The sequence below is a fragment of the Solimonas sp. K1W22B-7 genome (genome assembly GCF_003428335.1).
Lineage (GTDB): Bacteria > Pseudomonadota > Gammaproteobacteria > Nevskiales > Nevskiaceae > Solimonas_A.
Window position 1 is genome coordinate 3,499,394 of the sequence record NZ_CP031704.1, and the last position, 22,988, is coordinate 3,522,381.

Below are 22,988 nucleotides of genomic sequence, written 5' to 3' on the forward strand. Positions count from 1 at the left end.
CGAACATGACCCGCAAGCTCAGCGCCCACTCCGAAACCTGGCAGGCCGTCGCGCCCTTCCGCATCACCGGACGTACCTACCTCGAGTTCCAGACCCTCGTCGCCGAGATCGGCGACGGCAGCTTCAGCGGACGCGGCGAAGGCATGGGCATCTACTACATGGGCGACACCGCCGAATCGATGCTGGCGCAGATCGAGTCGGTGCGCGTCGAGATCGAGGCCGGTGCCGACCGCCAGGCGCTGCGCACGCTGCTGCCGCCCGGCGGCGCCCGCAACACGCTGGACGCCGCGCTCTGGGACCTGGAATCCCGCATCAGCGGCAAGTCCGTCTGGGCCCTCGCCGGCGTCGAGGCCCGGACGGTGGAGACGGTCTACACCATCGGCATCGAGGCCGAGCCGGAGGCCATGGGCGAGAAGGCCGCGCGGGTGACGCACCCGCTGCTGAAGATCAAGCTCGATGGCGATCGCCCGGTGGAACGCGTCGAGGCGATCCGCCGCCGCCGGCCGGACGCACGCCTGGTGGTCGACGCCAACCAGGGCTGGAGCTTCGAACAGTTGCGCGAGATCGCCGAGCCGATGAAGCGCCTGGGCGTGCTCTTCATCGAGCAGCCGCTGCGCCGCGGCGGCGACGCCGAGCTGGAGGGCTACCAGTCGCCCTTGCCACTGGCCGCCGACGAGTCCTGCCTGCACATGGGCGAGCTGGAGCAGGCCGCGCGCCGCTACCAGATGATCAACATCAAGCTCGACAAGTGTGGCGGCCTGACCGAGGGCCTGGGCCTGGCACGCGCGGCGCGCGAGCGCGGCCTCGGCCTGATGGTCGGCTGCATGGGCGGCAGCTCGCTGGCGGTAGCGCCGGCCCACGTGCTGGCACAGCTCTGCGACTACGTCGACATCGACGGCCCGCTGCTGCTGAAGAACGACCGCATCGGCGGCTTCAGCTACGACTCCGGCCAGGTCAGCCTGCCGCCGTCGGGCTTCTGCTGGGGCCACTGAGAAGGCAAGATCGAGTCCATGGAACTGCCCTCCGACCACCGACACAAGCTCGACGCACTGCTGCAGCCCTGGAACCGCAGCGACGCCCCGGGCTTCATCGTCGGCATCGCCCATCGCGGGCGCACGATCTATCGCCGTGGCTTCGGCCTGGCCAGCGTCCAGCAGGCGCAGGCCAACACGCCGCTGACGCGCATGCGCATCGGCTCCACCAGCAAGCACTTCACCTGCCTCTCGACACTGCTGCTGGCGGAGGAAGGGCAGCTCGACATCGACGCGCCGCTGCGCCGCTATCTTCCCGAGCTGGACGGCATCAGCGGCGCGCCGACGCTGCGCGAGTGCATGCTGCACACCAGCGGCCTGCGCGATCCCAACGACCTGCTGCTGCTCCTGCTCAACAAGAGCTGGAACAACTTCCCGGCGCCCGGTCACCTGCTGCAGGTCGGCCGCCGTATCGCCAGCCTCAACTACCCGCGCGGCGAGCGGATGATCTACTGCAACCAGGGCTACCACCTGCTGTCGCGCATGATCGAGCGCGTCAGCGGCATGGCCTATGGCGAATTCCTGCGCGAACGCGTCCTCGCCCCCATGGGCATGCACGATACGGCCCTGCTGGCCAGCGACCACGCGCTGCTGCCGCGCCTGGCCGACCTGCACCTGAAGGACGGCGACGGCTGGCGCCGCGGCCTGTTCCCCAGCGAGGAGCTGCTGGGCGAAGGCGGCATGGTCTCCACCGTCGACGACATGCTGACCTGGCTCGCGCATCTGCGCAGCCCGGACAAGATCGTCGGCAGTGCCGTGAGCTGGGAACAGATGCTGCGCAAGCCGCGCTACAGCAGCGGCGCCGAAGGCGACTACTGCCTGGGCCTGCTGCGCGAGCGCTGGCGCGGCGTCGAGATCGTCCACCACGCCGGCGGCGTCATCGGCGGAAACAGCCAGATGCTTACCGTGCCCGCGCATGAGCTGGACGTGATCGTCCTGTGCAACCGCAACGACACCGCCTCGCCCGCACTGGCCAACCGCATCGTCGAGGCCTTGCTGGGAGAGACACTGGAGCCCGCTGCCGCTCCAGCACGGCGGCCGGGCCTGATCGGGCGCTGGTATGCACCGGCCTCGCACCGCCTGATCGGCCTGCTGGAAACCCCCTTGCCCGGCGATACCGAAGCCTCGCTGGCCCTGAGCGTCCAGGGCCAGACCATGGGCGCGGTCATCGAGCGCGATGGCCAATGGATCATGAACTGCTCACCGCACGGCCGCATCGCCATCACGCTGCCGGCCGAGGAGCAACCGGAGGTCCTGCACGGCAGCGACAGCGGCCATGCCGAGACCTGGCAGCGCCTGCCGGACAGCGGCCCTGCCGCCGAGGCACTGGCGGCAGACCTCGTGGGCCGCTACCGTGAGACCGATCTCGGCGTGGAGGTCGCGATCCTGCTGATCGACGGCGCGCTGCATCTCGATCTTCTGCCCGTCTCCGGCCATAGCCGCCTGCGGCTGACGCCCTACACGATGGACGTCTGCGGCTTTGCCTACGAGTCCAATGGCTTTGCCACCTACCCCGTCGCCGGCAGCCTTGCCATCGAGCGGCAGGAAGGCCGCGTCACGGGCCTGTGGCTCAACGGCGCGCGCACCCGCAATCTCTGGCTGCAACGTCATGTCTGAAGATCCGGGTTTCGGCGCACTGTTCCAGGCGGCCGGCGTCGATGGCTGGCTGCATGCACTCGACCTGGCCGACGGCCGGGAGATCGGCTACCACGCCGACGAACCCGTGGTCGCGGCCTCGGTGTTCAAGATCCCGGTGATGGTCGAGTTGTGCCGGCAGGCCGATGCCGGGCAGATCGACCTTTCCGAACCGGTCAGCGTTCCGCTCGCGGGCCGCGCACCGGGCCCCACCGGCCTGTCGATGGGGCTGGATGCCACCACGCTGAGCTGGCGCGACCTCGCCCTGTCGATGATCGTGGTCAGCGACAATGCCGCCACCGATGTCCTGTGCCTGCGCCTGGGCATCGACCGCATCAACGCCACGATGGCCGGCCTGGGCCTGGCGGGGACGCGGCTCGAAGGCGACTGCCGGTTCCTGTTCGCGCAGATGGCCGAAGACGCAGGCTCTACGGTCCTGGCCGGCTTTCCGCCGAAGCCCGGCCCGGAACTGCTGCGCCGCCTGCGCGCGCTGCAGCCCCTGCAAACCAACCGCACCACGCCGCGCGAGGCCTCGCGCCTGCTGGCCGCCATCTGGCGCAACGAGGCCGCCTCCGGCGACGGCTGCGCGCTGATGCGCCGGATCCTGGGCGCCCAGGTCTGGCCGCATCGCCTCGCGTCAGGGTTTCCCGAGGACGGCATCCGCACGGCCGGCAAGACCGGCACACTGGTCAAGGTTCGCAACGAGGCCGGAGTGGTGAGCTATCCGGACGGCCGTCACTACGCCGTATCGGTGTTCACCCGCAGTCACGACGTGCAGGCCAAGCATCCCGCGCAGGACCGCGCCATCGGCCAGGCCGCGCGCCGCGCGGTCGAGCTGCTGCGCAGCTGAAGCACGGCTGCCTGCACAGCTGAAGCACAGCTGACTGCATAGCTGATCCTGGGCCTGCCCAGTATTTCTGCAGATAGCCCCCTCGTCCCCGATAGGAGACGATCAGGTCGACGATATCCCTGCCGACGACCATGACCGACACCACCGCCCCCAGCCTGACCCCGCAGTTCGACGAATTGTTCAAACCCTGGAACCGCGGCGACGCCCCCGGTTTCGTCGTCGGCGTCAGCCACAAGGGCCAGCTGCTCTACCGCTGCGGCTTCGGCCTCGCCAGCATCGAGCATGCGGCGGCCAACACGCCGCAGACGCGCATGCGCATCGGCTCCACCAGCAAGCACTTCACCTGCCTGGCGATCCTGCTGCTGGAAGAGCAAGGCAAGCTCGACATCGACCAGCCGGTGGCCGACTACCTGCCGGAACTGGCCGGCAAGGCCAGCGGCGCGCCGACGCTGCGCCAGCTGATGCATCACACCGGCGGTATCCGCGATCCCCTGTTCGCGGTCATCCTGCACAACCACGGGTACTGGGGGCATACCCCGGCGGGCGGCAACCTGCAGCTGCTGCAGCGCCACGACGGGCGCAACTTCGCGCCCGGCACCGACATGATGTACTGCAACGCCGGCTACACGCTGCTGTCGCTGGTGGTCGGCCGCGTCAGCGGCCGGTCCTTCGCCGATTTCCTCTACGAGCACATCTTCGCGCCGCTGGGGATGCTGGACACGCGCCTGCTCGCCAGCGACATGGAGATCGTGCCAAACATGGCGACGCTGCACCTGCCGCAGCCCGGCGGCGGCTGGCGCCGCGGCATCTATCCCACCGACGACCTGCTGGGCTCCGGCGGCATCATCTCCACGGTCGACGACATGCTGACCTGGACCGCTCACCTGCGCAGCCCGCAGAAGCGCGTCGGCAGCGCGGCCAGCTGGCAGAAGATGCTGCAGCCCTTCCGCCTCGCCAACGGCACCGAGGGCAGCTACTGCCTGGGCCTGACGCGCCAGTCCTTCCGCGGGCTCGACACCATCCACCATGCCGGCGCCACGCTGGGCTCGCAATGCCAGATGCTCACCGCGCCGTCGGAAGACCTCGACATCGTCGTGATGAGCAACCGCATGGACGGCCACGCCCCGCTGCTGGCGCAGAAGATCATGGAACTGGTGGTCGCGGCGCGGCTGCCGCCGCCGCGACCGCCGCCCGCGGCCGACGATCATCCGGGCCTGCTGGGCCGCTGGTACTCCAGCACCGCGCGCACCCTGATCGACATCAGCCGCATCAAGGCGCTGCCCGACGCGCCGGAGGGCATGATGCTCTCCGCCCATGGCTCTCCCACGGGCCTGCTCACTGAATGCGACGGCCGCCTGGGCATCAACAATGCGCCGACCAGTCCGATCGACCTGCTGCCGCCCGCGGCCGGCGAAACCCCGGCCTCGCTCGACTTCCGCCTGGCCGGCGAAACGCAGCGCTTCGAACGCCTGCCGCAGCAGGCTCCCGCGGCCGCCGATCTCGCCGCCGCCTTCTGCGGCCGCTACCGCAGCATCGACTACGGCCCCGAGATCGAGATCCTGTTGCAGAACGGCAAGCTCTACCTCGACTTCCAGCCGGTCTGCGGCAAGGCGCTGTGGGAACTGCATCCGCTGTCGGAGGACGTCGTCGTCTGCGGCGCCTTCCACACCGTCCCGGCGCTGCCGTTGCCGAACATCGCCGTGCTGACGCTGGAGCGCCGCGACGGCCAGGTCGTCGCCTTCACCCAGGACGCCGACCGCGTGCGCGGCCTGCGCTTCGAGCGCTGCTGAACATGAAAACCACTTCCGGGAATCCCGCCATGTCCTCGACCACTCTCCAGCGGCTGGGCCGCTTCAAGGGCGGCTGCGCCGCCGCCCTGCTGGGCCTGAGCAGCGCCGCCGGCGCCCAGGCCCAGGAGAGCAGCGAGCCGCAGGACTTCGACCTGGAAGCGCTGCTGGCGGAGGACCCGGCCGGCACGCCGGCCGAGCCTGCCGCCCCGCCCGCCTCCGCGCCTGGCAGCGAGCCGGCGGCGGCGAGCGCCGGCGAACCGCCGGCCCCGGCCGCCGCGCCCGCGCTCGCCGACACCCTGGAGACCATCCCGGTGCAGCCGCTGCGCGCCGAGCAGGAGCCCGCCCCCATGGCGGAGCCGCCGCGCCGCGCCCAGATCGAAGAGATCATCGTCACCGCCACCAAGCGCGAGCAGTCGGTACGCGAAATCCCCGTCAGCATCACCGCGCTGACCGGCAAGAACATGGAGGACCTGGGCGCGCACAAGCTCAAGGACTTCATCCAGCTGGTGCCCGGCATGAACACGCAGGACGAGATCGCCGGCATCCCGCGCAAGCTCAGCGTCCGCGGCGTCGGCCCGGACACCAACACCAACCAGACCGTCGGCGTGGTCTTCGGCGACATGCCGCTGACCGACCCCTACGGCTCCTACACCATCGTCGATCCCGATCCCTGGGACCTGGCCACCGTCGAAGTGCTGAAGGGCCCGCAGGGCTCGCTGTTCGGCGCGACCTCGCTCGGCGGCCTGATCCGCTACGTTCCCAATGCGCCGAAGCTCGGCAACTGGGAAGGCCGCCTCTCCGGCGACTGGGTCAGTGTCGACCATGGCGAATCCGCCCCTTCATTCTCCGGCATGCTCAATCTGCCGGTCGGCGAGAGCTTCGCGCTGCGCGTCGCCGGATCGCTGCAGCAACAGCCCGGCATGCTCGACATCGACACCCCGGGCCGCGTGGAAGACGACGTCGATGACGTCGACAACTTCGCCGGGCGCGCCATCGCCCTGTGGCGGCCGCTGGACGAGCTGAGCCTCAACCTCTCCTACATGCGCTCGGAGCGCGAGGGCGACGAGCTCGGCTACACCACCAACGACCAGGGCAAGCCACGCAACGAGGCGCCGGCACCCTCCCCGTACAGGAACGGCTTCAACGCCACCACCCTGGACGTGCGCTACGACTTCGACTGGGCGCAGCTGGTCTCGGTCAGCGGCTACCAGACCAAGTTCAACCACAACGACGCCGACACCTCCTACATCCTGCGACCGCTGGCGATGCTCGGCATCCGCACGCTCCACGCCAAGCGCGGAGTCGAGACGGAAGGCTTCATGCAGGAGTTCCGCCTGGTGTCCTCCGGCGATGGCCCCTGGACCTGGCTGGGCGGGGTGTACTTCAGCGACTACGAAGCGAACATCACGTCCAACCTCTATCTCGACCTGGGCCTTCCCGTCCTGGAACCGCTGCTGCCGCTGCTGCAGCTGCTCGGCCTGCCCGTGGACGCGGCCGGCCTCCAGGTCACCGACACCGGCTTCCGGCCGCTGCTGGCAGAGGAAAATGCCGTGTTCGGCGAAGTCTCGCGCAGCTTCGGCAGCGACTGGACGCTGACGGTCGGCGGCCGCTACTACCAGACCGAGGTGGCGGGCACGCCCTACACCAACGGCGAGCCCGCCGACAAGCAGACGCAGGAGAGCAAGGGCTTCAGCCCCAAGTTCGCCCTGAACTGGCGCCCCAACGACGAGCTGATGATCTACGGCAACATCTCGCGCGGCTTCCAGTTCGGTGGATTCAACCTCAGCAACGTCACCCCCGTTCCCCTCACGTACGAATCCAGCACGCTGTGGAACTACGAGCTCGGCCTGCGCAGCGACTGGCTGGAGCGCACGCTGCGCTTCGACATCACGGCCTTCTACCTGGACTGGCAGAAGCCACAAGTCAACCAGGTCAGGCCCGCCGCGCCGCTCGACGCGTTCATCGCCAACGTCGGCAGCGCGCGCAGCGTCGGCGTGGAAAGCACCCTGCTCTACCTGCCGCCGCTGGATGGCCTGTCGCTGGAACTCTCCAGCGCCTGGATCGAATCGGTGACCGCGGAGGACTTCCAGTCCGCCTCGGGCAACACGGTCCCCAAGGGCTCGGAGATGCCCAGCTCGCCCAAGATCCAGGCGACCGCCACCATCGGTTACCAGCATGCGTTCGGGCCCTGGCAGACGCAGGCCTCGCTGATCGGCACGCACCAGGGCAAGGCCTTCAACAACATCGACCACACGGCCGAGGTCGGCGGCTACGAGCTGCTGCACTTCAACTTCGGCATCAGCCGACCGGACCTGTCATTCATGCCGTCGCTGAGCATCGGCGTCAGCAACATCTTCGACACCTACGCCCTGTCGGCAGCGCTGGGGGGCACGGACTTCGAGGCCGCCCTCATCGGCCGCCCGCTGGTCTATACCACTCCGCGCACGCTGCGCCTCAACCTGTCGTTCGGCTTCAACTGAGCCCTCCATGACCCTGCCCGCCAGCAACAGCCCACTGTTCCATCGCCTGGCCGGCCAGCCCGGCGAACTGCCGGACATCGTCCTCGAGGCCGGCGGACTCGGCAGCTCCGACGACTGGCGACACGTCGAGAACCTGCTCGCCCGCCATGCCCGTGTGCTGGTCTACGATCGCGCCGGCATGGGCGACAGCCCGGCGGACGCAGCGGGCTTCGGCGCGGACGCCGTGACCGCGCGCCTGGCGGCCCTGCTGGACCGGCTGCAATGGAACCGGCCGGTGCTGCTGGTCGGTTACTCGCTGGGCGGTCTCTACGCCCGGCATTTCGCGGCCAGCCAGCCGCAGCGCGTCGCCGGCCTGGTGCTGGTCGATGCCACGCCGGTGGCCCACGTCTTCCCGGTGGCGGCAATGCGCCATGCGCAGCGTGTGATCTGGCTGCTGCACTGGGTCGCGCGCCTCGGACCGGCAGGCCTGCTGCAGCGGCTGTTCGGCCGCAAGACCGACGCCGCGCGGTTCCGCCGGCAGCTCGCGCAGTTGAGCGCCCCGGACTACCTGCCGCGCATGCGCGGCGAACTCGCCGCGATGACCGGGGTACTGTCCGAGGTTGGCCGCATCGCGGCGGCACCGCGGCATCCGGTCGCGGCGGTCCTCGCCGGCACCCCTCCCGCGCAGATGACAGATGCCGACTTCGCCCACATGCAAACCCTGCACCGCGAGCTGGCAAGCGTTTCGCCGGCGCCATTGAGCCAGCTCGCCGTCGTCGAGGGAGCCCATCACAGCAGCCTGGTCGGCGATCCTGCCCACGCGGCCCAGGTCGCCGAACACATCCTCGCCTTCGCGCGCAGCCTGCCTCGTACACCGGAACACCCATGAGCATCGAAGTCATCGGCAAGAGCCCCACCCTGGCCAACGGCATGACCGTGCCGCTGTCGCCGGCGGTCCGCGCGGGCAATCTGGTGTTCGTCTCCGGCCAGCTGGGCCTGGACGACAACGGCGCCCTGGTCGGCGCCAACATCGCCGCGCAGACCCACCAGGTGATGGCGCGACTGCGCGCGGTCCTGCAGCAGGCCGGCGCCGATCTCGACCGCGTGGTCAAAGCCGGCGTCTGGCTCACCGACAAGGCCGACTTCGCCGCCTTCAACGCCATCTACCGCGAGTACTTCCCGCAGCATCCGCCGGCACGCTCGACCGTGGTCAGCGAGCTGCTGATCCCCGGCGCGCGCATCGAGATCGACGTGATCGCCAGCCTCGACTAGGTTTCCGGCTTCTCCGGCACACCGGCGATCGTACTTCCCTGACCGTCATACCGGCGAAAGCCGGTATCCAGTCGAGCGGTGGCTACTCCCGTCCGGGACTGGATGCCGTGAGTTCACAAACCAAATGCAACACCCTATTACGAGGGTGCTGCAATGGGACGCAAGAGCTTTGAGCAGTTTGGAATCGAGGAACGGTGTGAGATTTCCCGTCGGCGCCAAGCCGGGGAGTCGATCCGGCAAATTGCGGCAGCTCTGGATCGCGCGCCATCGAGCATTTCTCGGGAACTGAAGCGCAACACTGGCGCGACGGGCTACCAGAGCGTCTATGCCGGCGAGCAAGCTCGGGCGCGCCGCTGGCAAGGTAGCCGGCTTCTGCGTGATGCCGAGCTGCAAGCCAGGGTTCTGGAGGGATTGCGCCGAGGCTGGTCTCCCGAGCAGGTATCGCGGCGGCTGGCTCAGCAGGATCTGCAGATCAGCTACGAGAGCATCTATCGCTTCATTGCCGCCCAGATCGCCCGGACCAACGACTTTTCCTGGCGTCTCTATCTGCCCCGTGCCAAGAGCAAGCGCGGCTTCCGTGGCCGCAAGGGCGGCAGCCCGGCAGAGCACATCCAGCAGCGGGTTTCGATCGAAAAGCGCCCCAAGGCTGCGGCTGACCGGCGCCAGGCGGGACACTGGGAAGCCGACCTGATGCTCTTTGCGCGCTATGGCCAAGCCATCCTGACCCTGCATGAGCGAACGTCCCGGCTGACCGCCATCGTCCGCCAGCCCAGCAAGGCCGCTGCGCCGGTGGCGCAAACCCTCCAGGCCTTGCTGGCCCCACTGCCCCCAGCCCTGCGCCGCAGCATCACCTTCGACAACGGCACCGAATTCGCCTTGCACTACACCCTGCATCAGCCCCTGGGCTTGCAGACCTATTTCTGCGATCCGCATTCCCCCTGGCAGAAGGGTGGCGTCGAGAATGCCAACGGGCGTTTGCGCCGCTGGCTACCCCGGGGAACCAACGTCGAAGACCTCTCACCAGACCAACTCTTGCAGATCGCTCAGATCTACAATCACACGCCACGCAAGTGCCTCGGCTTCAAAACCCCAGCCGAGGTCTTCGCCAAAGTGTTGCATTTCAAATGTGAATCCACCTGCCGGCTTCCGCCGGCATGACGGGTTCGTGTTCCTGCAAGCCATCGCGTTAGCAGGCCAAGCCCTCAGCCCAGCAGCCGCGACAGCTGCACGCGGTTGCCGACGCCGAGCTTGCGGAACACGTTGTGCAGCTGGAACTCGACGGTGCGCGGCGAACGGCACAGGCGTTCGGCGATCTGCTCGTTGCGCAGTCCCTCGACCACCAGGCGCGCGACGCGCTGCTCCGAGGGCGAGAGCTTGTTCAGCGCGGCCAGCGCCTGCAGCGAGAGCTCACCGGCCTGGCCCAGGGTCTGCGCATCGATGAGGCGCAGGACGTAGCCGCCGGGCGTCGTGTCCAGCGTCGCCGAGAGTTCCGGCAGTTCCGGGTGCTGTAGGCGCAGCGCCCCGTCGCCGCTCTGGAAGGCGCCGCGCAGGGCCGCCGGCAGGCCGGCCGTCTCCTGGCCGCGGCGCAGCGCGCGGTTCCAGCGGTTGAACTGCGTCTCGCCATGCGCGCTCTGGTAGAGCAGCGTGCCGCGCCGGTTGAAGAACACCAGCGCCTCCGGCGAGTTCTGCAGGTAACCCTGCAGCAGCGTGCTCAGGCTGCGCTCCTGCTCCAGCATGCGCAGCCGCGCCAGGCCGGCGTCGATCATCGGGTGCAGATGTTCGAGGAAGGCCTTCTCCTCCGGCGGGATGCACTCGGGGCCGAATACCGCCAGCACGCTATGCGGCTCGGCCTTGCGCCAGAAGGCCAGCGCGATGAAGTCGTCCCATTCCGGGTCGGGTTCCTGCTCCAGGCGACGCTGCGGCGCCTGCGGGTCCTCGGCGGCGATCTCGGCATAGGTGCAGGACTCGATGCGCGGATGGCGTGCGAGGTAGGGCCCCGTCACCGACAGGCTCTTGGCCGGCACGTAGTCCGCCTTGCGCGGTGCCACGACGTGGTAGCGCAGTTGGGTGGGCTCGAAGTCGACGATGTCCGAGAACAGCGCGCAGGACCGCTGCGGCATCTCCCTGCGCATCAGGTTGATGCTGGCGCGCCAGAAACTGTCCATGTCCACGGCGCTCTGCAGCGCGACGATCTGGGCACGCGAGGAACGGGAGGCATAGACCGCGGGGGAGCTGGCAAGCATGGTTCGATCCTGTTTTCTTACAATGTATTTTAATGTGCGTTAAAATACTTCCAGAAATCTAGATCAAGCGGCCGCCGCGCGCAAGGGGAAGCGATGCAGGAAGGGAAAATCCGGGCGCCCAGGCGCAAGGGGAAAAGTGCCGGGGGACGCCCCCGGAAACTGAGCCAAGACTCGGTTTTGCAGGCCGCGGAGCTGCTGATCCGCGAGCAGGGCATGAGCGCCCTGACGCTGCGCTCGCTGGGCGCGCAGCTGGGGGTGAAAGCCCCTACCCTGTACACCTATTTCCGCAACCTGGAGGAGATCGAAGAGGCCGCCCTGGGCCGCATCTTCGGCTCCTTCCCGGTGCCGGACCTGCAGCTGCCCGTGCCCCTGGCCGGGCAGCTGCTGGAAATGTTCCTGGCCTTGCGGGAGTTGCAGATCCGCAGCCCCGGGGCACTGACCGGCGCCCCGGGATCCGCCGCCTGGCACTGGGAAATCAAGCTGGTCAACCAGTTGCTGAAGACCTTTTCGGAAATCGGCGTGGATGACTTCCGCACGGTGGTGGCCTACCGGACCCTGCTGGGCCTGACGGCCACCGACGCGAAAGCGGAGCGCGCCGCCGATCGCGCCGAAGAGGAAGAGCTGCTCACCCGGCTGCCGGAGGCGGAAGCGGGCTACATCCAGCGCCTCTTCCAGAATGTGCCGGAGCTGCTCAAGCGGTCCCCCGAGGAGCGCTTCCGCCAGATCTTCATCACCCTGGTCGAACTGCTGCTGCCCCAGGTGATCCGGCACGATACGCAACGCCGGCCGGAGGCCTGAACGCTCAGCTCAGCCGGCTCAGAGATGGATGGCATGACCCAGTGCCGCGAGCGCGGCCTCCGGCAGCGTTTCCGACATCGTCGGATGCACGTGGATCGTGCCGGCGAGGTCTTCCAGGCGCGCGCCCATCTCCAGTGCCAGCGCGAACTCGCCGGACAGCTCCGAGGCATGCGCACCCACGGCATGCAGGCCGAGCACGAGGTGATTGTCGGCACGCGCGGTGACGCGCACGAAGCCGCCGTCCGCACCGGCCTCCATCGTCAGCGAGCGGCCGTTGGCGGCGAACGGGAACGTGGCAACCTTGGTTTCGATGCCCGCGGCCTTGGCCTCGTCCGGCGACAGGCCGGCACCGACGATCTCGGGCTCGGTGAAGCACACCGCGGCGATCGCGACCGGATCGAAGCTGCGGCGATGGCCGGCGATGATCTCGGCCACCATCTCGCCCTGCGCCGAGGCCTTGTGCGCGAGCATGGGTTCGCCGACCAGGTCGCCGATGGCCCAGACGTTGCGCATCGAGCTGCGGCACTGGCTGTCGACCTTGATCCAGCGGCCATTCATGTCCACCGCCATGTTCTCCAGGCCCCAGCCGGCGGTGTTCGGCGCGCGGCCCACGGTGACCAGCACGCGGTCGCAGGGCAGCGCCAGCGGTCCGCTGCCGTTGGCCACCGCGAGCACCGGGCCATCGGGACCTTGCGCCAGGCCCTGGGCCCTGGCGTTCACGTGGACGGCGATGCCGTGCTTCTTCAGCCACTGCTCGACCGGCCGTGTCAGCTGCGCATCGTAGAGCGGCAGGATGCGCGGGCCGGCCTCGACGAAAGTCACATGGGAACCCATGCGCGCGAAGGCGATGCCCAGTTCCATGCCGATGTAGCCCGCACCCACGACCACCAGCCGCTTCGGCAGTTCCTGCAGGGACAGCGCATCGGCCGAGGACAGCACCCGGCCACCGAAGGGCAGGTCGGGCAGCGCCACCGGCACGGAGCCGTTGGCAAGAATCACGTGCTCGGCGCTGACCGTCACGTCTCCCTTCTCGGTGCGGACGCTGCAGGTCTTGGCGTCGGAGAACGTCGCCCAGCCATTGAGCGTGCGCACCTTGGCCTTGCGCAGCAGCGCACCGACGCCCGCGTTGAGCTTGTCGACCACCCCGCTCTTCCAGCGCTGGGCCTCGGCCATGTCCAGCACCGGCGCGGCGGGCAGGCGGATGCCGAGGCTGTCGTCGCTGGCGCAGCGCGTCATCTCCTCGAACTTGCCGGCGACGTGGATCAGCGCCTTGGAGGGAATGCAGCCGCGGATCAGGCAGGTGCCGCCGAGGCGGTCGGCTTCCACCAGCACGGTGTCGAGCCCCAGCTGGCCGGCGCGGATCGCCGCGACGTAGCCGCCGGGGCCGCCGCCGATCACGAGGACCTTGGTCTTGATGGTTTCGCTCATGGGACTCGCTCCTACCGCACCAGCAGGGTGACGGGGCTTTCCAGCAGGGCGCGCAGCCGCTGGATGAACCGGGCTGCGTCCCAGCCGTCGATCACGCGGTGATCGAAGGACGACGACAGGTTCATGCACTGGCGCACGACGATCTGGCCGCCGCGCACCACCGGCTTCTCGACGATCTTGTTGACGCCGATGATCGCGACCTCCGGGGCGTTGATCACCGGCGTGGTGACGATGCCGCCGATCGGCCCGAGGCTGGAGATCGTGATGGTGGAGCCCGACAGCTCCTCGCGCGTGCCCTTGCCGGAACGCGCGGCCTCGGCCAGCCGGGAGATTTCCGCGGCCGTGTCCCAGAGATCGCGGGCCTCGGCATGCCGCAGCACCGGCACGACCAGGCCGTTGGGCGTCTGCGTGGCGATGCCGACGTGCAGGGCCTCGTAGCGGCGCACGATGCCAGCTTCGTCGTCGTAGCGGGCGTTCATCGCCGGAAAGTCCGGCAGTGCCTTGGCCAGGGCCTCGACCAGGAACGGCAGCAGCGTCAGCTTGGGCTGGTCCTTGCGGCGGTTGGCGTTGAGCTGCGCGCGCGCTTCCTCCAGCGCGGTGACATCGACTTCTTCGACATAGGCGAAGTGCGGAATGCGCTGCTTGGAGCGCTGCATCGCCTCGGCGATCTTGCGGCGCAGGCCGATGATCCTGATCTCGTGCACGGCGTCGCGCGGTCCGCGTGCCGTCGACAGCGGCGCGCTGCCCACGGCGCCGCCGGCGGCGAAGCGCTCGAGATCTTCCTGGGTGATGCGCCCGGCCTTGCCGCTGCCCTGCACGTAGCTGAGCAGGATGCCCAGCTCCTGCGCGCGGCGGCGCACGGCGGGCGAAGCCACCGGCTTCTCGCCGGCGGCACGCGGCACCACGGGCGCCGCGGGCGCGGCAGGGACCTGACCGGTCACCGGCTTCGGCGGTGGCGCGGCTGCGACCGGCGCGGGCGGCGGCGGGGCGGCGGGCTTCGCCACCCCGGCGGGCGGCAGTTCACCGCTGCTCTCGCCTTCCACTTCGAGCAGCACCAGCACCGAACCGATCGCGACCTTGTCGCCGGCCTGCCCGTTGAGCTGGATCACGCGGCCGGAGACCGGCGAGGGAATCTCCACGGCCGCCTTTTCGGTGAGCATGTCGGCGAGCGGCTGGTCTTCTTCCACGCGATCGCCGACGGCCACGCGCCAGCAGGCGATCTCGGCCTCGGCGATGCCTTCGCCGATGTCCGGAAGCTTGAATGCATATTGGGCCATGATCAGAACTCCATGACGCGCTTGAGGGCCTCGCCGACGCGCGCCGGCCCGGGGAAGTAGTGCCACTCGTGCGCCAGTGGGTACGGCGTGTCCCAGCCGGTGATGCGTTCGATCGGCGCCTCCAGGTGCGAGAAGCAGGTTTCCTGCACCTGTGCCGACAGTTCGGCGCCGAAGCCGCCCGTGCGGGTCGCCTCGTGCACGATCACGCAGCGGCCGGTCTTGCGCACCGAGGCTTCGATGGTGTCGAGATCCAGCGGCACCAGCGTGCGCAGGTCGATCACCTCGGCGTCGATGCCCGACTCCGCCACGGCCGCCAGGGCGACGTGCACCATGGTGCCGTAGCACAGCAGGGTCAGCGCCGCGCCGGGGCGCAGCACGGCGGCCTGGCCCAGCGGAATGCGGTAGTAGCCCTCGGGCACCTCGCCCATCGGATGGCCCGCCCAGGGCTTCACCGGGCGGTCGTGGTGACCGTCGAAGGGCCCGTTGTAGAGGCGCTTGGGCTCGAAGAAGATCACCGGATCGTCGTCCTCGATGGCGGCGATCAGCAGGCCCTTGGCGTCGTAGGGGTTGGAGGGCATCACCGTCTTCAGGCCGCAGACGTGGGTGAAGATCGCCTCCGGGCTCTGGCTGTGGGTCTGCCCGCCGTAGATGCCGCCGCCGCAGGGCGTGCGCACCGTGATCGGCGCGGTGAACTCGCCGCCGGAGCGGTAGCGCAGGCGCGCCGCCTCGGAGGTCAGCTGGTCCATCGCCGGGTAGATGTAGTCGGCGAACTGGATCTCCACCACCGGGCGCAGGCCATAGGCGCCCATGCCCACGGCGGCGCCGACGATGCCGCCCTCGGCGATCGGCGTGTCGAACACGCGGGTGTGGCCGTACTTCTTCTGCAGGCCGGCGGTGCAGCGGAACACGCCGCCGAAATAGCCGACGTCCTCGCCGAAGACCAGCACGTCGGGGTCGCGCTCCAGCATCACGTCCATGGCCGAATTGAGGGCCTGGATCATCGTCATCGAAGGCATGTCAGTACCCCAGCTGCTGGCGCTGCCGGCGCAGGTGCTGCGGCAGTTCCTTGAAGACGTCGTCGAACATCGTGCGCGGGCTCGAGGCCTTGCCGCCGAGCGTGCCGAAGCTCTCGGCCTCCTTGCCGGCGGCCTTGATCGTTTCGGTCAGCTCCGCCGTGAGGGCCGCATGCTGCTCTTCGGACCACTCGCCGGCGGCGACGAGATGCTGCTTGAGCCGTTCGATGGGGTCGCCCAGCGGCCACAGCGCCGCCTCGCCCTCGGGGCGATAGCCGGAGGGATCGTCGCTGCTGGAATGCGCGGCGGCGCGGTAGGTGTAGAACTCCAGGACCGTGGCGCCGAAACCGGCGCGCGCGCGGGCGATGGCCCAGCGCGTGGCGGCGCAGACCGCGAGGAAGTCGTTGCCGTCGACGCGCAGGCCCGGCAGTCCGTAGCCGATCGCGCGCGCGGCGAAGGTGGTGACCTCACCACCGGCGATGCCCTGGAAGGACGAGATCGCCCACTGGTTGTTGACCACGTTGAGCAGCACCGGCACGCGATACACCGCGGCGAAGGTCAGTGCGTAGTGGAAGTCCGCTTCCGCCGTGGTGCCGTCACCGACCCATGCGGCCGCCAGGCGCGTGTCGCCCTTGTACGCGGAGGCCATCGCCCAGCCCACGGCCTGGATGAACTGCGTGCCGAGATTGCCCGAGATGGTGAAGAAGCTCGCTTCCTTGGCCGAGTACATCACCGGCAGCTGGCGGCCCTTCATGCGGTCGCCGCTGTTGTTGAGCACCTGGCACATCATGTCGACCAGGGACCAGCCGCGCGCGATCAGCAGGCCCTGCTGGCGGTAGCTGGGAAAGCACATGTCGTCGGGCTCCAGCGCCATGGCCTGCGCAACGGCAATGGCCTCCTCGCCGGTGCACTGCATGTAGAACGAGGTCTTGCCGGTGCGCTGCGCGCGCAGCATGCGCTGGTCGTAAAGGCGCGTCAGCAGCATCGAGCGCAGGCCCTTGCGCAGGAAGTCCGGCGTCAGGCCCGGGTCCCAGTCGCCGGAGGCGCGATGGTCGTCGCCCAGCACGCGGACCAGGCCATAGGCGTATTCGTGCAGCTGGTCCGAGGACGTATCGACCGGCGGCCGCGGCAGCCGCGCCTGCGGCAGGCGGATGTCGGCCAGGTCCGGCGCACTGCCGGGGCGGCACTTCGGCTCCGGCACGTGAAACCGCAGCGGCTGCCGCCGGCCACCCTCTGCAGCCCTGCCATCGGTCGTTTCCATTTCCGCTCCCCTGCCTCAGCGAACGCAATCCAGGAAAATAGATTAAGACCGGATGGGAGGTATATCTTCCTTATGTGTGCCCACCACCAGAATTTATCTGGTAATTTGTTCCGCGTATAAACGGAAAATAGGTATTTATGACCCATGCCCTGGACGAGCTCGATATCCGCATCCTGAACCAGCTGCAGGACGACGCGACCCTGCCGGTGGCCGAGGTGGCCGAGCGCGTCGCCTCATCCAAATCGGTGGTCTGGCGCCGCGTGCAGGGCTTCGTCGACAGCGGCGTCATCGAACGCCGCGTGGCGGTGCTGAACCCGAAGAAGGTGGGCTTCAGCGTCATGGTGTTCGCCATGGTGAAGATGTCGCGGCACAGCAGCAACGCGCTGCCCAAGTTCATCGAGGCGGTGAAGGCCATCCCGCAGGTCCTGGAATGCCATACCACGCTGGGCCAGGTGGACTTCGTGCTGAAGATCGCCACCACCAGCATCGAGGAGTATCGCGAACTGGTGTGGACCCGCCTGTCGCAGCTGGAGGTCCAGGAGATCAGCTCGCTGATCTCCTTCGAGCAGACCGTGAACACCACGAGGCTGCCGCTACACGCGACGGCCGGCTGAAGCGGACGTGCCTATCGGGATTGGCGGGCAGCCGGTGCCCGCGGCGCAACAGGCCTAGGGCTTCGCCCGCTTCGATACTTCCCGGGTGATGGCCGCCATGGCCTGCTCGACCTCCTCCGGGTTGAGCCCGCCTTCCTTGGCGAAGATCACCTTGCCATCGGCCCCCAGCACGAACAGCGCCGAGTGCCTGGCCGGCACTCCCCAGGTCTTCTGTCCCTGCCCCGCGTAGTCGATCACCAGTGCGGTCGCGGGGTCCTGGCGCTTGGTCTTTTCCATCTCCGAAACCGCCATGCTGGACATGCCGAAGGTGACGTCGTCGACATTGACGATGCTGGTGAGCAGATACAGGTCCCTGGGCAGGCCGGCCTTCTTCAGCCGCTCGAGAAACAGCCGGGTTTCCTTCTCCGCCTCGCGGCGCGCGGCCAGGTAGTGGACGATGGAAACCCGGCCCCGGGTGTCCAGCCGCGTGCTGTCCCAGGCCCGGTAGCCGGCCTGCCCGTCGCCCTGGAGGACGATCTCGCCCTTGTTGTCGATCTTCAGCGCCGGCAAGGGCGCGCCCAGGCGGCCCGCCAGGGCGGAGGAGACGAACAGGGAGGCCAGCAGCAGGAGCACCGGCTTGAGCATCTTTTTCATGACCATTCTGGCTTCTCAGGGCAGCGTCGGGAGGCCTGACTTTACACCTTAATGCACACGCATGTACATTAGTGCCTGGCATTGCCGAACCCTCGCCGGAACGGAGGAGACATGCCACCGAACGCACCGCCCCGTCACATGCGAGAGAACGCAACATGAGCGCAGCCAATGCCATTTCCTGGGATCCCTATCGCCCGGACCTGACCCCGAACCCCTATCCGACCTACAAGCGGCTGCGCGAGGAAATGCCGCTGTACTACAACGAGGAGCACGACTTCTACGCGATCAGCCGCTATGCGGACATCGAGGAGTGCCTGCGCGATCGCGACCTGTTCAGCTCGGCGCATGGCGACATTCTGGAATTCATCAAGGCCCGCTCGGTGATGCCGGATTCCGTGTTCATCCACCAGGACCCGCCCAAGCACACCGCCTACCGCTCGCTGATGCAGCGCATCATCACGCCCAAGCGCATGTTCGCGGTGGAGCAGGACATCCGTGCGCTCTGCGCGCGCAGCCTCGATCCGCTGGTCGGCAGCGACCGCTTCGACTTCATCGCCAACCTCGGCGCGGAAATGCCGATGCGCGCGGTCAGCATGCTGCTGGGCATTCCCGAGAAGGACCAGGCCGCGATCCGCCAGTCGGTGGACGACCGAATGCGCACCGAGGCCGGCAAGCCGATCGACCTCGCCGCCCAGCAGGCCATCCAGCAGGAGGCCCTGGCCGGCTTCGAGGAATACATCAGCTGGCGCGAGAAGAACCCGTCGGACGACATGATGACGGAGCTGCTGCGCACCGACTTCAAGGATCCCGAGGGTGTCACGCGCAAGCTGACGCGCGACGAGATCTCCAACATCGTCAACGTGGTGGCCGGCGCGGGCAACGAGACCACCAACCGCCTGATCGGCTGGATGGGCAAGACCCTGTCGGAGCACCCGGACCAGCGCCGCGACATCGTGAAGAATCCCGCACTGATCCCTGCCGCCATCGAGGAGCTGCTGCGCTTCGAGCCGCCGGGCCCCTTCCTGGCGCGCGAGGTGATGCGCGACATGGAGCTCTACGGCCGCAAGATTCCGAAGGGCGCCGCGATGATGCTGCTGGTGGCCGCAGGCAATCGCGACGAGTCGCGCTTCGTCAACGGCGACAGCTTCAACATCCACCGCGAGCAGCGCCCGCACATGACCTTCGGCCAGGGCATCCACGTCTGCATCGGCGCGCCGCTGGCGCGCCTGGAAGGCCGCGTGGCGATGGAAGAAGTGCTCAAGCGCTTCCCGGACTGGGAAGTGGACTACGACAACGCCGTGCTGTCGTCGACCTCCTCGGTGCGCGGCTGGGATTCGCTGCCGGTGTGGGTGGGTTCCAAGCCCAGGAACGTCACCGTCAGCGCGCCCAAGCCCGCCGCCCCTGCGGCGGCGGCGGCCCCGGCCGCCGAAGTGACGCTGGAAGGCACCTGGAACGTCGTGGTGAAGGGCCCCACCGGCCCGCAGCCGGCGGTGCTGGTGCTGGAGCGCAGCGGCGACAAGATCAGCGGCGCGCAGACCGGCCAGGGCTCCACCTCGCCGATCGCCGACTTCAAGCGCGACGGCAGCAAGATCTACTGGGCCAACCACATCACCAAGCCGATGAAGATGAAGGTGGAGTTCACCGGCGAACTCAACGGCAACGTGATCAGCGGCAAGGCCAAGGCCGGCTTCATGGGCTCCTACCCCTTCACCGCCACCAAGGCCTGATGCCCGCCATGCCTAAGATCCTTTTCATCGAGCACAACGGCAAGCAGCATGTCGTCGATGCCGAAAGCGGCAAGAGCGTGATGCAGACCGCGGTCGACAACCTGCTGCCCGGCATCATCGGCGACTGCGGCGGTGCCTGCTCCTGCGCCACCTGCCACGGTTACGTGGACCCCGCCTGGCAGGACAGGGTGGACCCGAAGGGCGAGAACGAGGAGATGATGCTGGACGGCGCCATGAACGTGGAGCCGACCAGCCGCCTGACCTGCCAGATCTCCATGAAAGCGGAACTGGACGGGCTGGTGGTGCGCCTGCCGGCATCGCAGTTCTGAGACACCGGGGCACGCGGGGCAGGGACGCCGGTCCCTGCCCCGCGCGTGCATCGACCCTGGGTTAGAGTGCCGGCATGAGGGAAAAAACCAAATCCGCCGCACCGCGCAAGACCCGCATCCGCAACCCGGTCCAGACCCGGGCACGCCTGCTGCAGGCCACGGTGGAGCTGCTGGCGCTCAAGGGCCCCGACGGGCTGTCGATCAAGGAAGCGGCGCAGCTGGCCAAGGTCAGCCGCGGCGTGGCCTACCAGCATTTCCAGCACCGCGAGCACCTGCTCAGCGAGGCCAAGGGCTGGATCACCCAGCAATTGATCGAGTCGATGCAGGGCAACGGCATGGCCCTGGCCGCGGCCGACGACGTGATGCTGCACGTGGCGCGCCTGATCCTGCAGAACCGCGACGCCGCCACGCTGCTGATCTCCGACGCCATCGCGGGGCGGGAGCTGTCGTCGGACCACCCGATCAACCGCCTGATCCGGCAGTCGCTGGAACGGCTGAAGAGCACCGGCGAAGCCCGCGCGGATCTCGACATCGAGGTGCTGTCTTACATCTTCCTGGGCATGACCTCGACCCTGGTGATGCTCAGCCGGCTGCCGGACAGCGACCCCGAAGACCTGGCCCAGCGCTTCACCCGCGAGCTTTCGGGCTTCATGCGCCAGGGCATCTTCTCGCCGCCCGCGAGCGGACTGCGGGGGCGCTAGGACGGTTTCGATTCAAATAGTCCCCTCTCCCGCTTGCGGGAGAGGGTGCCCGAAGGGTGGGAGAGGGTTTCTGTAACAGTTGAAAGATTCACAGCGCCCTCTCCCGGCCCTTCGGGCCACCCTCTCCCGCAGCGCGGGAGAGGGGACCGATCGACTTTGTGGGCGCACTTCTGATTCACCACACCGGCACCGCGCCCCTTCCCGGCTCAGGTACCCGAACCCAGCCGCAGCAGCGGCGACCTGATCAGCCAGATCGAGCAGGCGGGTCCCGCCTCAGACCTTTACCGCGGTGAACGGAAAGGCCCCCATGATGGCCGCGTTGACCTTGCCGCTCATGGTCCGGTCTTCGACCACGCCCTTGAACTTCAGCGCGATCGGCAGGGGCTTCTTGATCTTGTTGGTCCAGGCGATTTCGCCGCTGGCGCTGTCGAAGCTCACGTCCAGCAGCGTCTCCACCTGGCCGAGGGCGGACTGGCTGCCGCCCAGCACGCCGTCGACGGTTTCCAGTTCCAGCACGGTTTCCTGCGGGCCGGTGGGGCCGTAGATGGTGACGGCCCATTTGCCTTCGATCCCCGCTGCGTTGCCGGTCATCTCGAATCTCCTCTCTCTGGATTGTCTGTAGCGGCCGGCGCGGGTCTACACGTCCCAGCGCAGATGAATGCTGGACGGCCCGGCGATGATGCTGCCGTGGAAGGTTGGCGGATGCTCCGGATCGAGCCGGAACTCCGGCAGCTTCTTCAGGATGGTTTCGTACATGACCCTCAGTTCCAGGCGGGCGAGGTGCACCCCCAGGCAGTAGTGCGGTCCCGCCCCGAAGGCCATCTGCGGGTGCTTCTCGCGGTTCATGTCGTAGGTCGTGGCATCGCGGTAGACGCGCTCATCGACGCTGGCACTGGGGATGAACATCATCACCCGCTCGCCTTCCTTCAGCTCCGCGCCGTGGAACTCGCGCTCCTTCTTCACCAGGCGGATCGGTGCCACGAAGGCGTAGCGCCGCAGGATTTCTTCCGAGGCCTCGGGAATCAGCGCCGGATTCGCGCGCAGCACGCGCTGCAGCTCGGGGTCGGTCGCCAGGTGGCGCACGCCGAAGCCCAGGGCGTTGACGACGGTATCCAGGCCGGCGATGAACAGGATCACGCAGTAGCTCAGCATGAGGTCCAGGGTCATCGGCTCGCCCTCGATCTCCAGCGCCCACAGCATGCTGATGATGTCCTGCTTCGGGTTGGCACGGCGTTCGACGATGGTCTCGCGCATGACCGCGGCAATGGCTTGCATCATGAGCATGTTCTCGGACAGGTCCGGCGTGATCACCGAGAGGTGTTTCTTGGCCAGTTCCCGGTACTCGCGTTCCTTCTCCACCGGCAAGCCGAACATGCCCAGGAAGATCTCCACCGGGTAGATGTCGGAGACGTCGTGCTGAAACTCGCAACGGCCCTGCTTGGCGATCCCGTCGATGAGACGTTCGGCGAGTTCGCGGATCTCCTTTTCCCTCGCCAGCGCCGCTTTCGGGGAAAAGGTGGAGAACAGCGGCATGCGCAGCTTGGCGTGCTGCGGCGGATCGATGCAGATGGGAACCGGCGCCGGGATGCGCTCCTCCTCGGGCAGTTCCGCCATCATCGAATTGAAGGCCTCCGGCGAGAAGTGCTCGCTGGAAAAGGTTTCGTAGTCGCGCAGCGCTTCGTGGACCGCCGCGTGGGCCTGGACCATCCAGTGCCCGCCGTTGTAGGGCGTCCAGAAGATCGGCGGGGCATTTCGGGCCAGGTCCGCGGCGCGGGCGTGCGGGTCGCGGCAGTACTCGGGGTCGGTGTTGTAGTCGAAGGCATACACCAAGGCATCCGGCACGTGGGCGGGCTTCTTCACCCGGTTGGCCATGTCCGCACTGTTCATTGAATACCCCTCTCCCTGTAGCGGTGGTCCATCCGAAGCC

Annotated in this window: 21 protein-coding genes; 13 read left to right on the top strand and 8 right to left on the bottom strand. The window is 68.2% G+C overall.

The genetic code is table 11. The features are described 5' to 3' along the window. Positions 1 to 5: 5 nt before the first annotated feature. From D0B54_RS15710 to D0B54_RS15750, 8 genes are all read left to right on the top strand, one after another. Positions 6 to 992: a dipeptide epimerase gene (locus D0B54_RS15710; protein WP_117292222.1), complete on the top strand. Its 987-nt coding sequence runs from the start codon at positions 6 to 8 to the stop codon at positions 990 to 992. 18 nt (positions 993 to 1,010) lie between these two features. Next, on the top strand, positions 1,011 to 2,648 hold the full coding sequence (locus D0B54_RS15715; RefSeq protein ID WP_117292223.1) for a serine hydrolase domain-containing protein: 1,638 nt from the start codon (positions 1,011 to 1,013) through the stop codon (positions 2,646 to 2,648). Beyond that, positions 2,641 to 3,516, top strand: a complete 876-nt coding sequence (locus D0B54_RS15720; protein ID WP_117292224.1) for a serine hydrolase — start codon at positions 2,641 to 2,643, stop codon at positions 3,514 to 3,516. The genes D0B54_RS15715 and D0B54_RS15720 overlap by 8 nt, the downstream gene beginning before the upstream one ends. Before the next feature lie 131 nt (positions 3,517 to 3,647). Beyond that, complete coding sequence (locus D0B54_RS15725) at positions 3,648 to 5,306, top strand: serine hydrolase domain-containing protein (RefSeq protein WP_117292225.1); 1,659 nt, start codon at positions 3,648 to 3,650, stop codon at positions 5,304 to 5,306. 29 nt (positions 5,307 to 5,335) lie between these two features. Next, positions 5,336 to 7,786 carry a TonB-dependent receptor gene (locus D0B54_RS15735; protein ID WP_162932466.1) on the top strand — a complete coding sequence of 817 codons (2,451 nt, stop codon included), beginning with the start codon at positions 5,336 to 5,338 and terminating at the stop codon, positions 7,784 to 7,786. Between the two features lie 7 nt (positions 7,787 to 7,793). Further along, positions 7,794 to 8,654 (top strand): alpha/beta fold hydrolase, encoded by an 861-nt coding sequence (locus D0B54_RS15740; RefSeq protein ID WP_117292228.1) that lies wholly within the window; start codon positions 7,794 to 7,796, stop codon positions 8,652 to 8,654. Further along, positions 8,651 to 9,037 carry a RidA family protein gene (locus tag D0B54_RS15745; RefSeq protein WP_117292229.1) on the top strand — a complete coding sequence of 129 codons (387 nt, stop codon included), beginning with the start codon at positions 8,651 to 8,653 and terminating at the stop codon, positions 9,035 to 9,037. The genes D0B54_RS15740 and D0B54_RS15745 overlap by 4 nt, the downstream gene beginning before the upstream one ends. A 153-nt stretch (positions 9,038 to 9,190) precedes the next feature. After that, positions 9,191 to 10,195, top strand: coding sequence for an IS30 family transposase (locus D0B54_RS15750; protein ID WP_117292230.1), 1,005 nt, complete (start codon positions 9,191 to 9,193; stop codon positions 10,193 to 10,195). A gap of 44 nt (positions 10,196 to 10,239) precedes the next feature. Here the strand turns inward: D0B54_RS15750 and D0B54_RS24625 are convergent, their stop codons facing one another. Continuing rightward, positions 10,240 to 11,280, bottom strand: coding sequence for a helix-turn-helix transcriptional regulator (locus tag D0B54_RS24625; RefSeq protein ID WP_205527144.1), 1,041 nt, complete (start codon positions 11,278 to 11,280; stop codon positions 10,240 to 10,242). Between the two features lie 93 nt (positions 11,281 to 11,373). Between D0B54_RS24625 and D0B54_RS15760 the strand changes: the two genes are divergently transcribed. Then, positions 11,374 to 12,078 carry a TetR/AcrR family transcriptional regulator gene (locus D0B54_RS15760; protein WP_117292231.1) on the top strand — a complete coding sequence of 235 codons (705 nt, stop codon included), beginning with the start codon at positions 11,374 to 11,376 and terminating at the stop codon, positions 12,076 to 12,078. Between the two features lie 18 nt (positions 12,079 to 12,096). On the opposite strand, the gene lpdA is transcribed toward D0B54_RS15760, so the two are convergent. Genes lpdA through D0B54_RS15780 form a run of 4 tightly spaced genes read right to left on the bottom strand, consistent with a single transcriptional unit; the run spans position 12,097 to position 17,057 of the window. Continuing rightward, entirely contained in the window at positions 12,097 to 13,506 is a 1,410-nt protein-coding gene (gene lpdA / locus D0B54_RS15765; protein WP_117292232.1) for a dihydrolipoyl dehydrogenase, read from the bottom strand. A gap of 11 nt (positions 13,507 to 13,517) precedes the next feature. After that, positions 13,518 to 14,783: a dihydrolipoamide acetyltransferase family protein gene (locus tag D0B54_RS15770; RefSeq protein ID WP_117292233.1), complete on the bottom strand. Its 1,266-nt coding sequence runs from the start codon at positions 14,781 to 14,783 to the stop codon at positions 13,518 to 13,520. Between the two features lie 2 nt (positions 14,784 to 14,785). After that, on the bottom strand, positions 14,786 to 15,799 hold the full coding sequence (locus tag D0B54_RS15775) for an alpha-ketoacid dehydrogenase subunit beta (protein WP_205527145.1): 1,014 nt from the start codon (positions 15,797 to 15,799) through the stop codon (positions 14,786 to 14,788). A gap of 1 nt (position 15,800) precedes the next feature. Beyond that, positions 15,801 to 17,057, bottom strand: a complete 1,257-nt coding sequence (locus tag D0B54_RS15780) for a thiamine pyrophosphate-dependent enzyme (protein ID WP_117292234.1) — start codon at positions 17,055 to 17,057, stop codon at positions 15,801 to 15,803. Between the two features lie 137 nt (positions 17,058 to 17,194). Here D0B54_RS15780 and D0B54_RS15785 point away from each other — a divergent pair, with 137 nt between their 5' ends. Then, entirely contained in the window at positions 17,195 to 17,671 is a 477-nt protein-coding gene (locus tag D0B54_RS15785) for an Lrp/AsnC family transcriptional regulator (protein ID WP_117292235.1), read from the top strand. Between the two features lie 54 nt (positions 17,672 to 17,725). Here D0B54_RS15785 and D0B54_RS15790 read toward each other — a convergent pair whose 3' ends face one another. Continuing rightward, positions 17,726 to 18,304 carry a YtfJ family protein gene (locus D0B54_RS15790; protein WP_162932468.1) on the bottom strand — a complete coding sequence of 193 codons (579 nt, stop codon included), beginning with the start codon at positions 18,302 to 18,304 and terminating at the stop codon, positions 17,726 to 17,728. 155 nt (positions 18,305 to 18,459) lie between these two features. Between D0B54_RS15790 and D0B54_RS15795 the strand changes: the two genes are divergently transcribed. The 3 genes from D0B54_RS15795 to D0B54_RS15805 all read left to right on the top strand — a co-directional run bounded on the left by D0B54_RS15795 (position 18,460) and on the right by D0B54_RS15805 (position 21,061). Continuing rightward, positions 18,460 to 20,031, top strand: a complete 1,572-nt coding sequence (locus D0B54_RS15795; RefSeq protein WP_117292237.1) for a cytochrome P450 — start codon at positions 18,460 to 18,462, stop codon at positions 20,029 to 20,031. 8 nt (positions 20,032 to 20,039) lie between these two features. After that, positions 20,040 to 20,360: a 2Fe-2S iron-sulfur cluster-binding protein gene (locus tag D0B54_RS15800; RefSeq protein ID WP_117292238.1), complete on the top strand. Its 321-nt coding sequence runs from the start codon at positions 20,040 to 20,042 to the stop codon at positions 20,358 to 20,360. Between the two features lie 74 nt (positions 20,361 to 20,434). Next, a complete protein-coding gene (locus tag D0B54_RS15805) occupies positions 20,435 to 21,061 on the top strand; it encodes a TetR/AcrR family transcriptional regulator (protein WP_117292239.1) in 627 nt (208 codons plus the stop codon). Positions 21,062 to 21,334: 273 nt separating this feature from the next. On the opposite strand, the gene D0B54_RS15810 is transcribed toward D0B54_RS15805, so the two are convergent. Continuing rightward, complete coding sequence (locus tag D0B54_RS15810) at positions 21,335 to 21,652, bottom strand: hypothetical protein (RefSeq protein WP_117292240.1); 318 nt, start codon at positions 21,650 to 21,652, stop codon at positions 21,335 to 21,337. Between the two features lie 45 nt (positions 21,653 to 21,697). Then, positions 21,698 to 22,948, bottom strand: coding sequence for a cytochrome P450 (locus D0B54_RS15815; RefSeq protein ID WP_117292241.1), 1,251 nt, complete (start codon positions 22,946 to 22,948; stop codon positions 21,698 to 21,700). Positions 22,949 to 22,988: the final 40 nt, after the last annotated feature.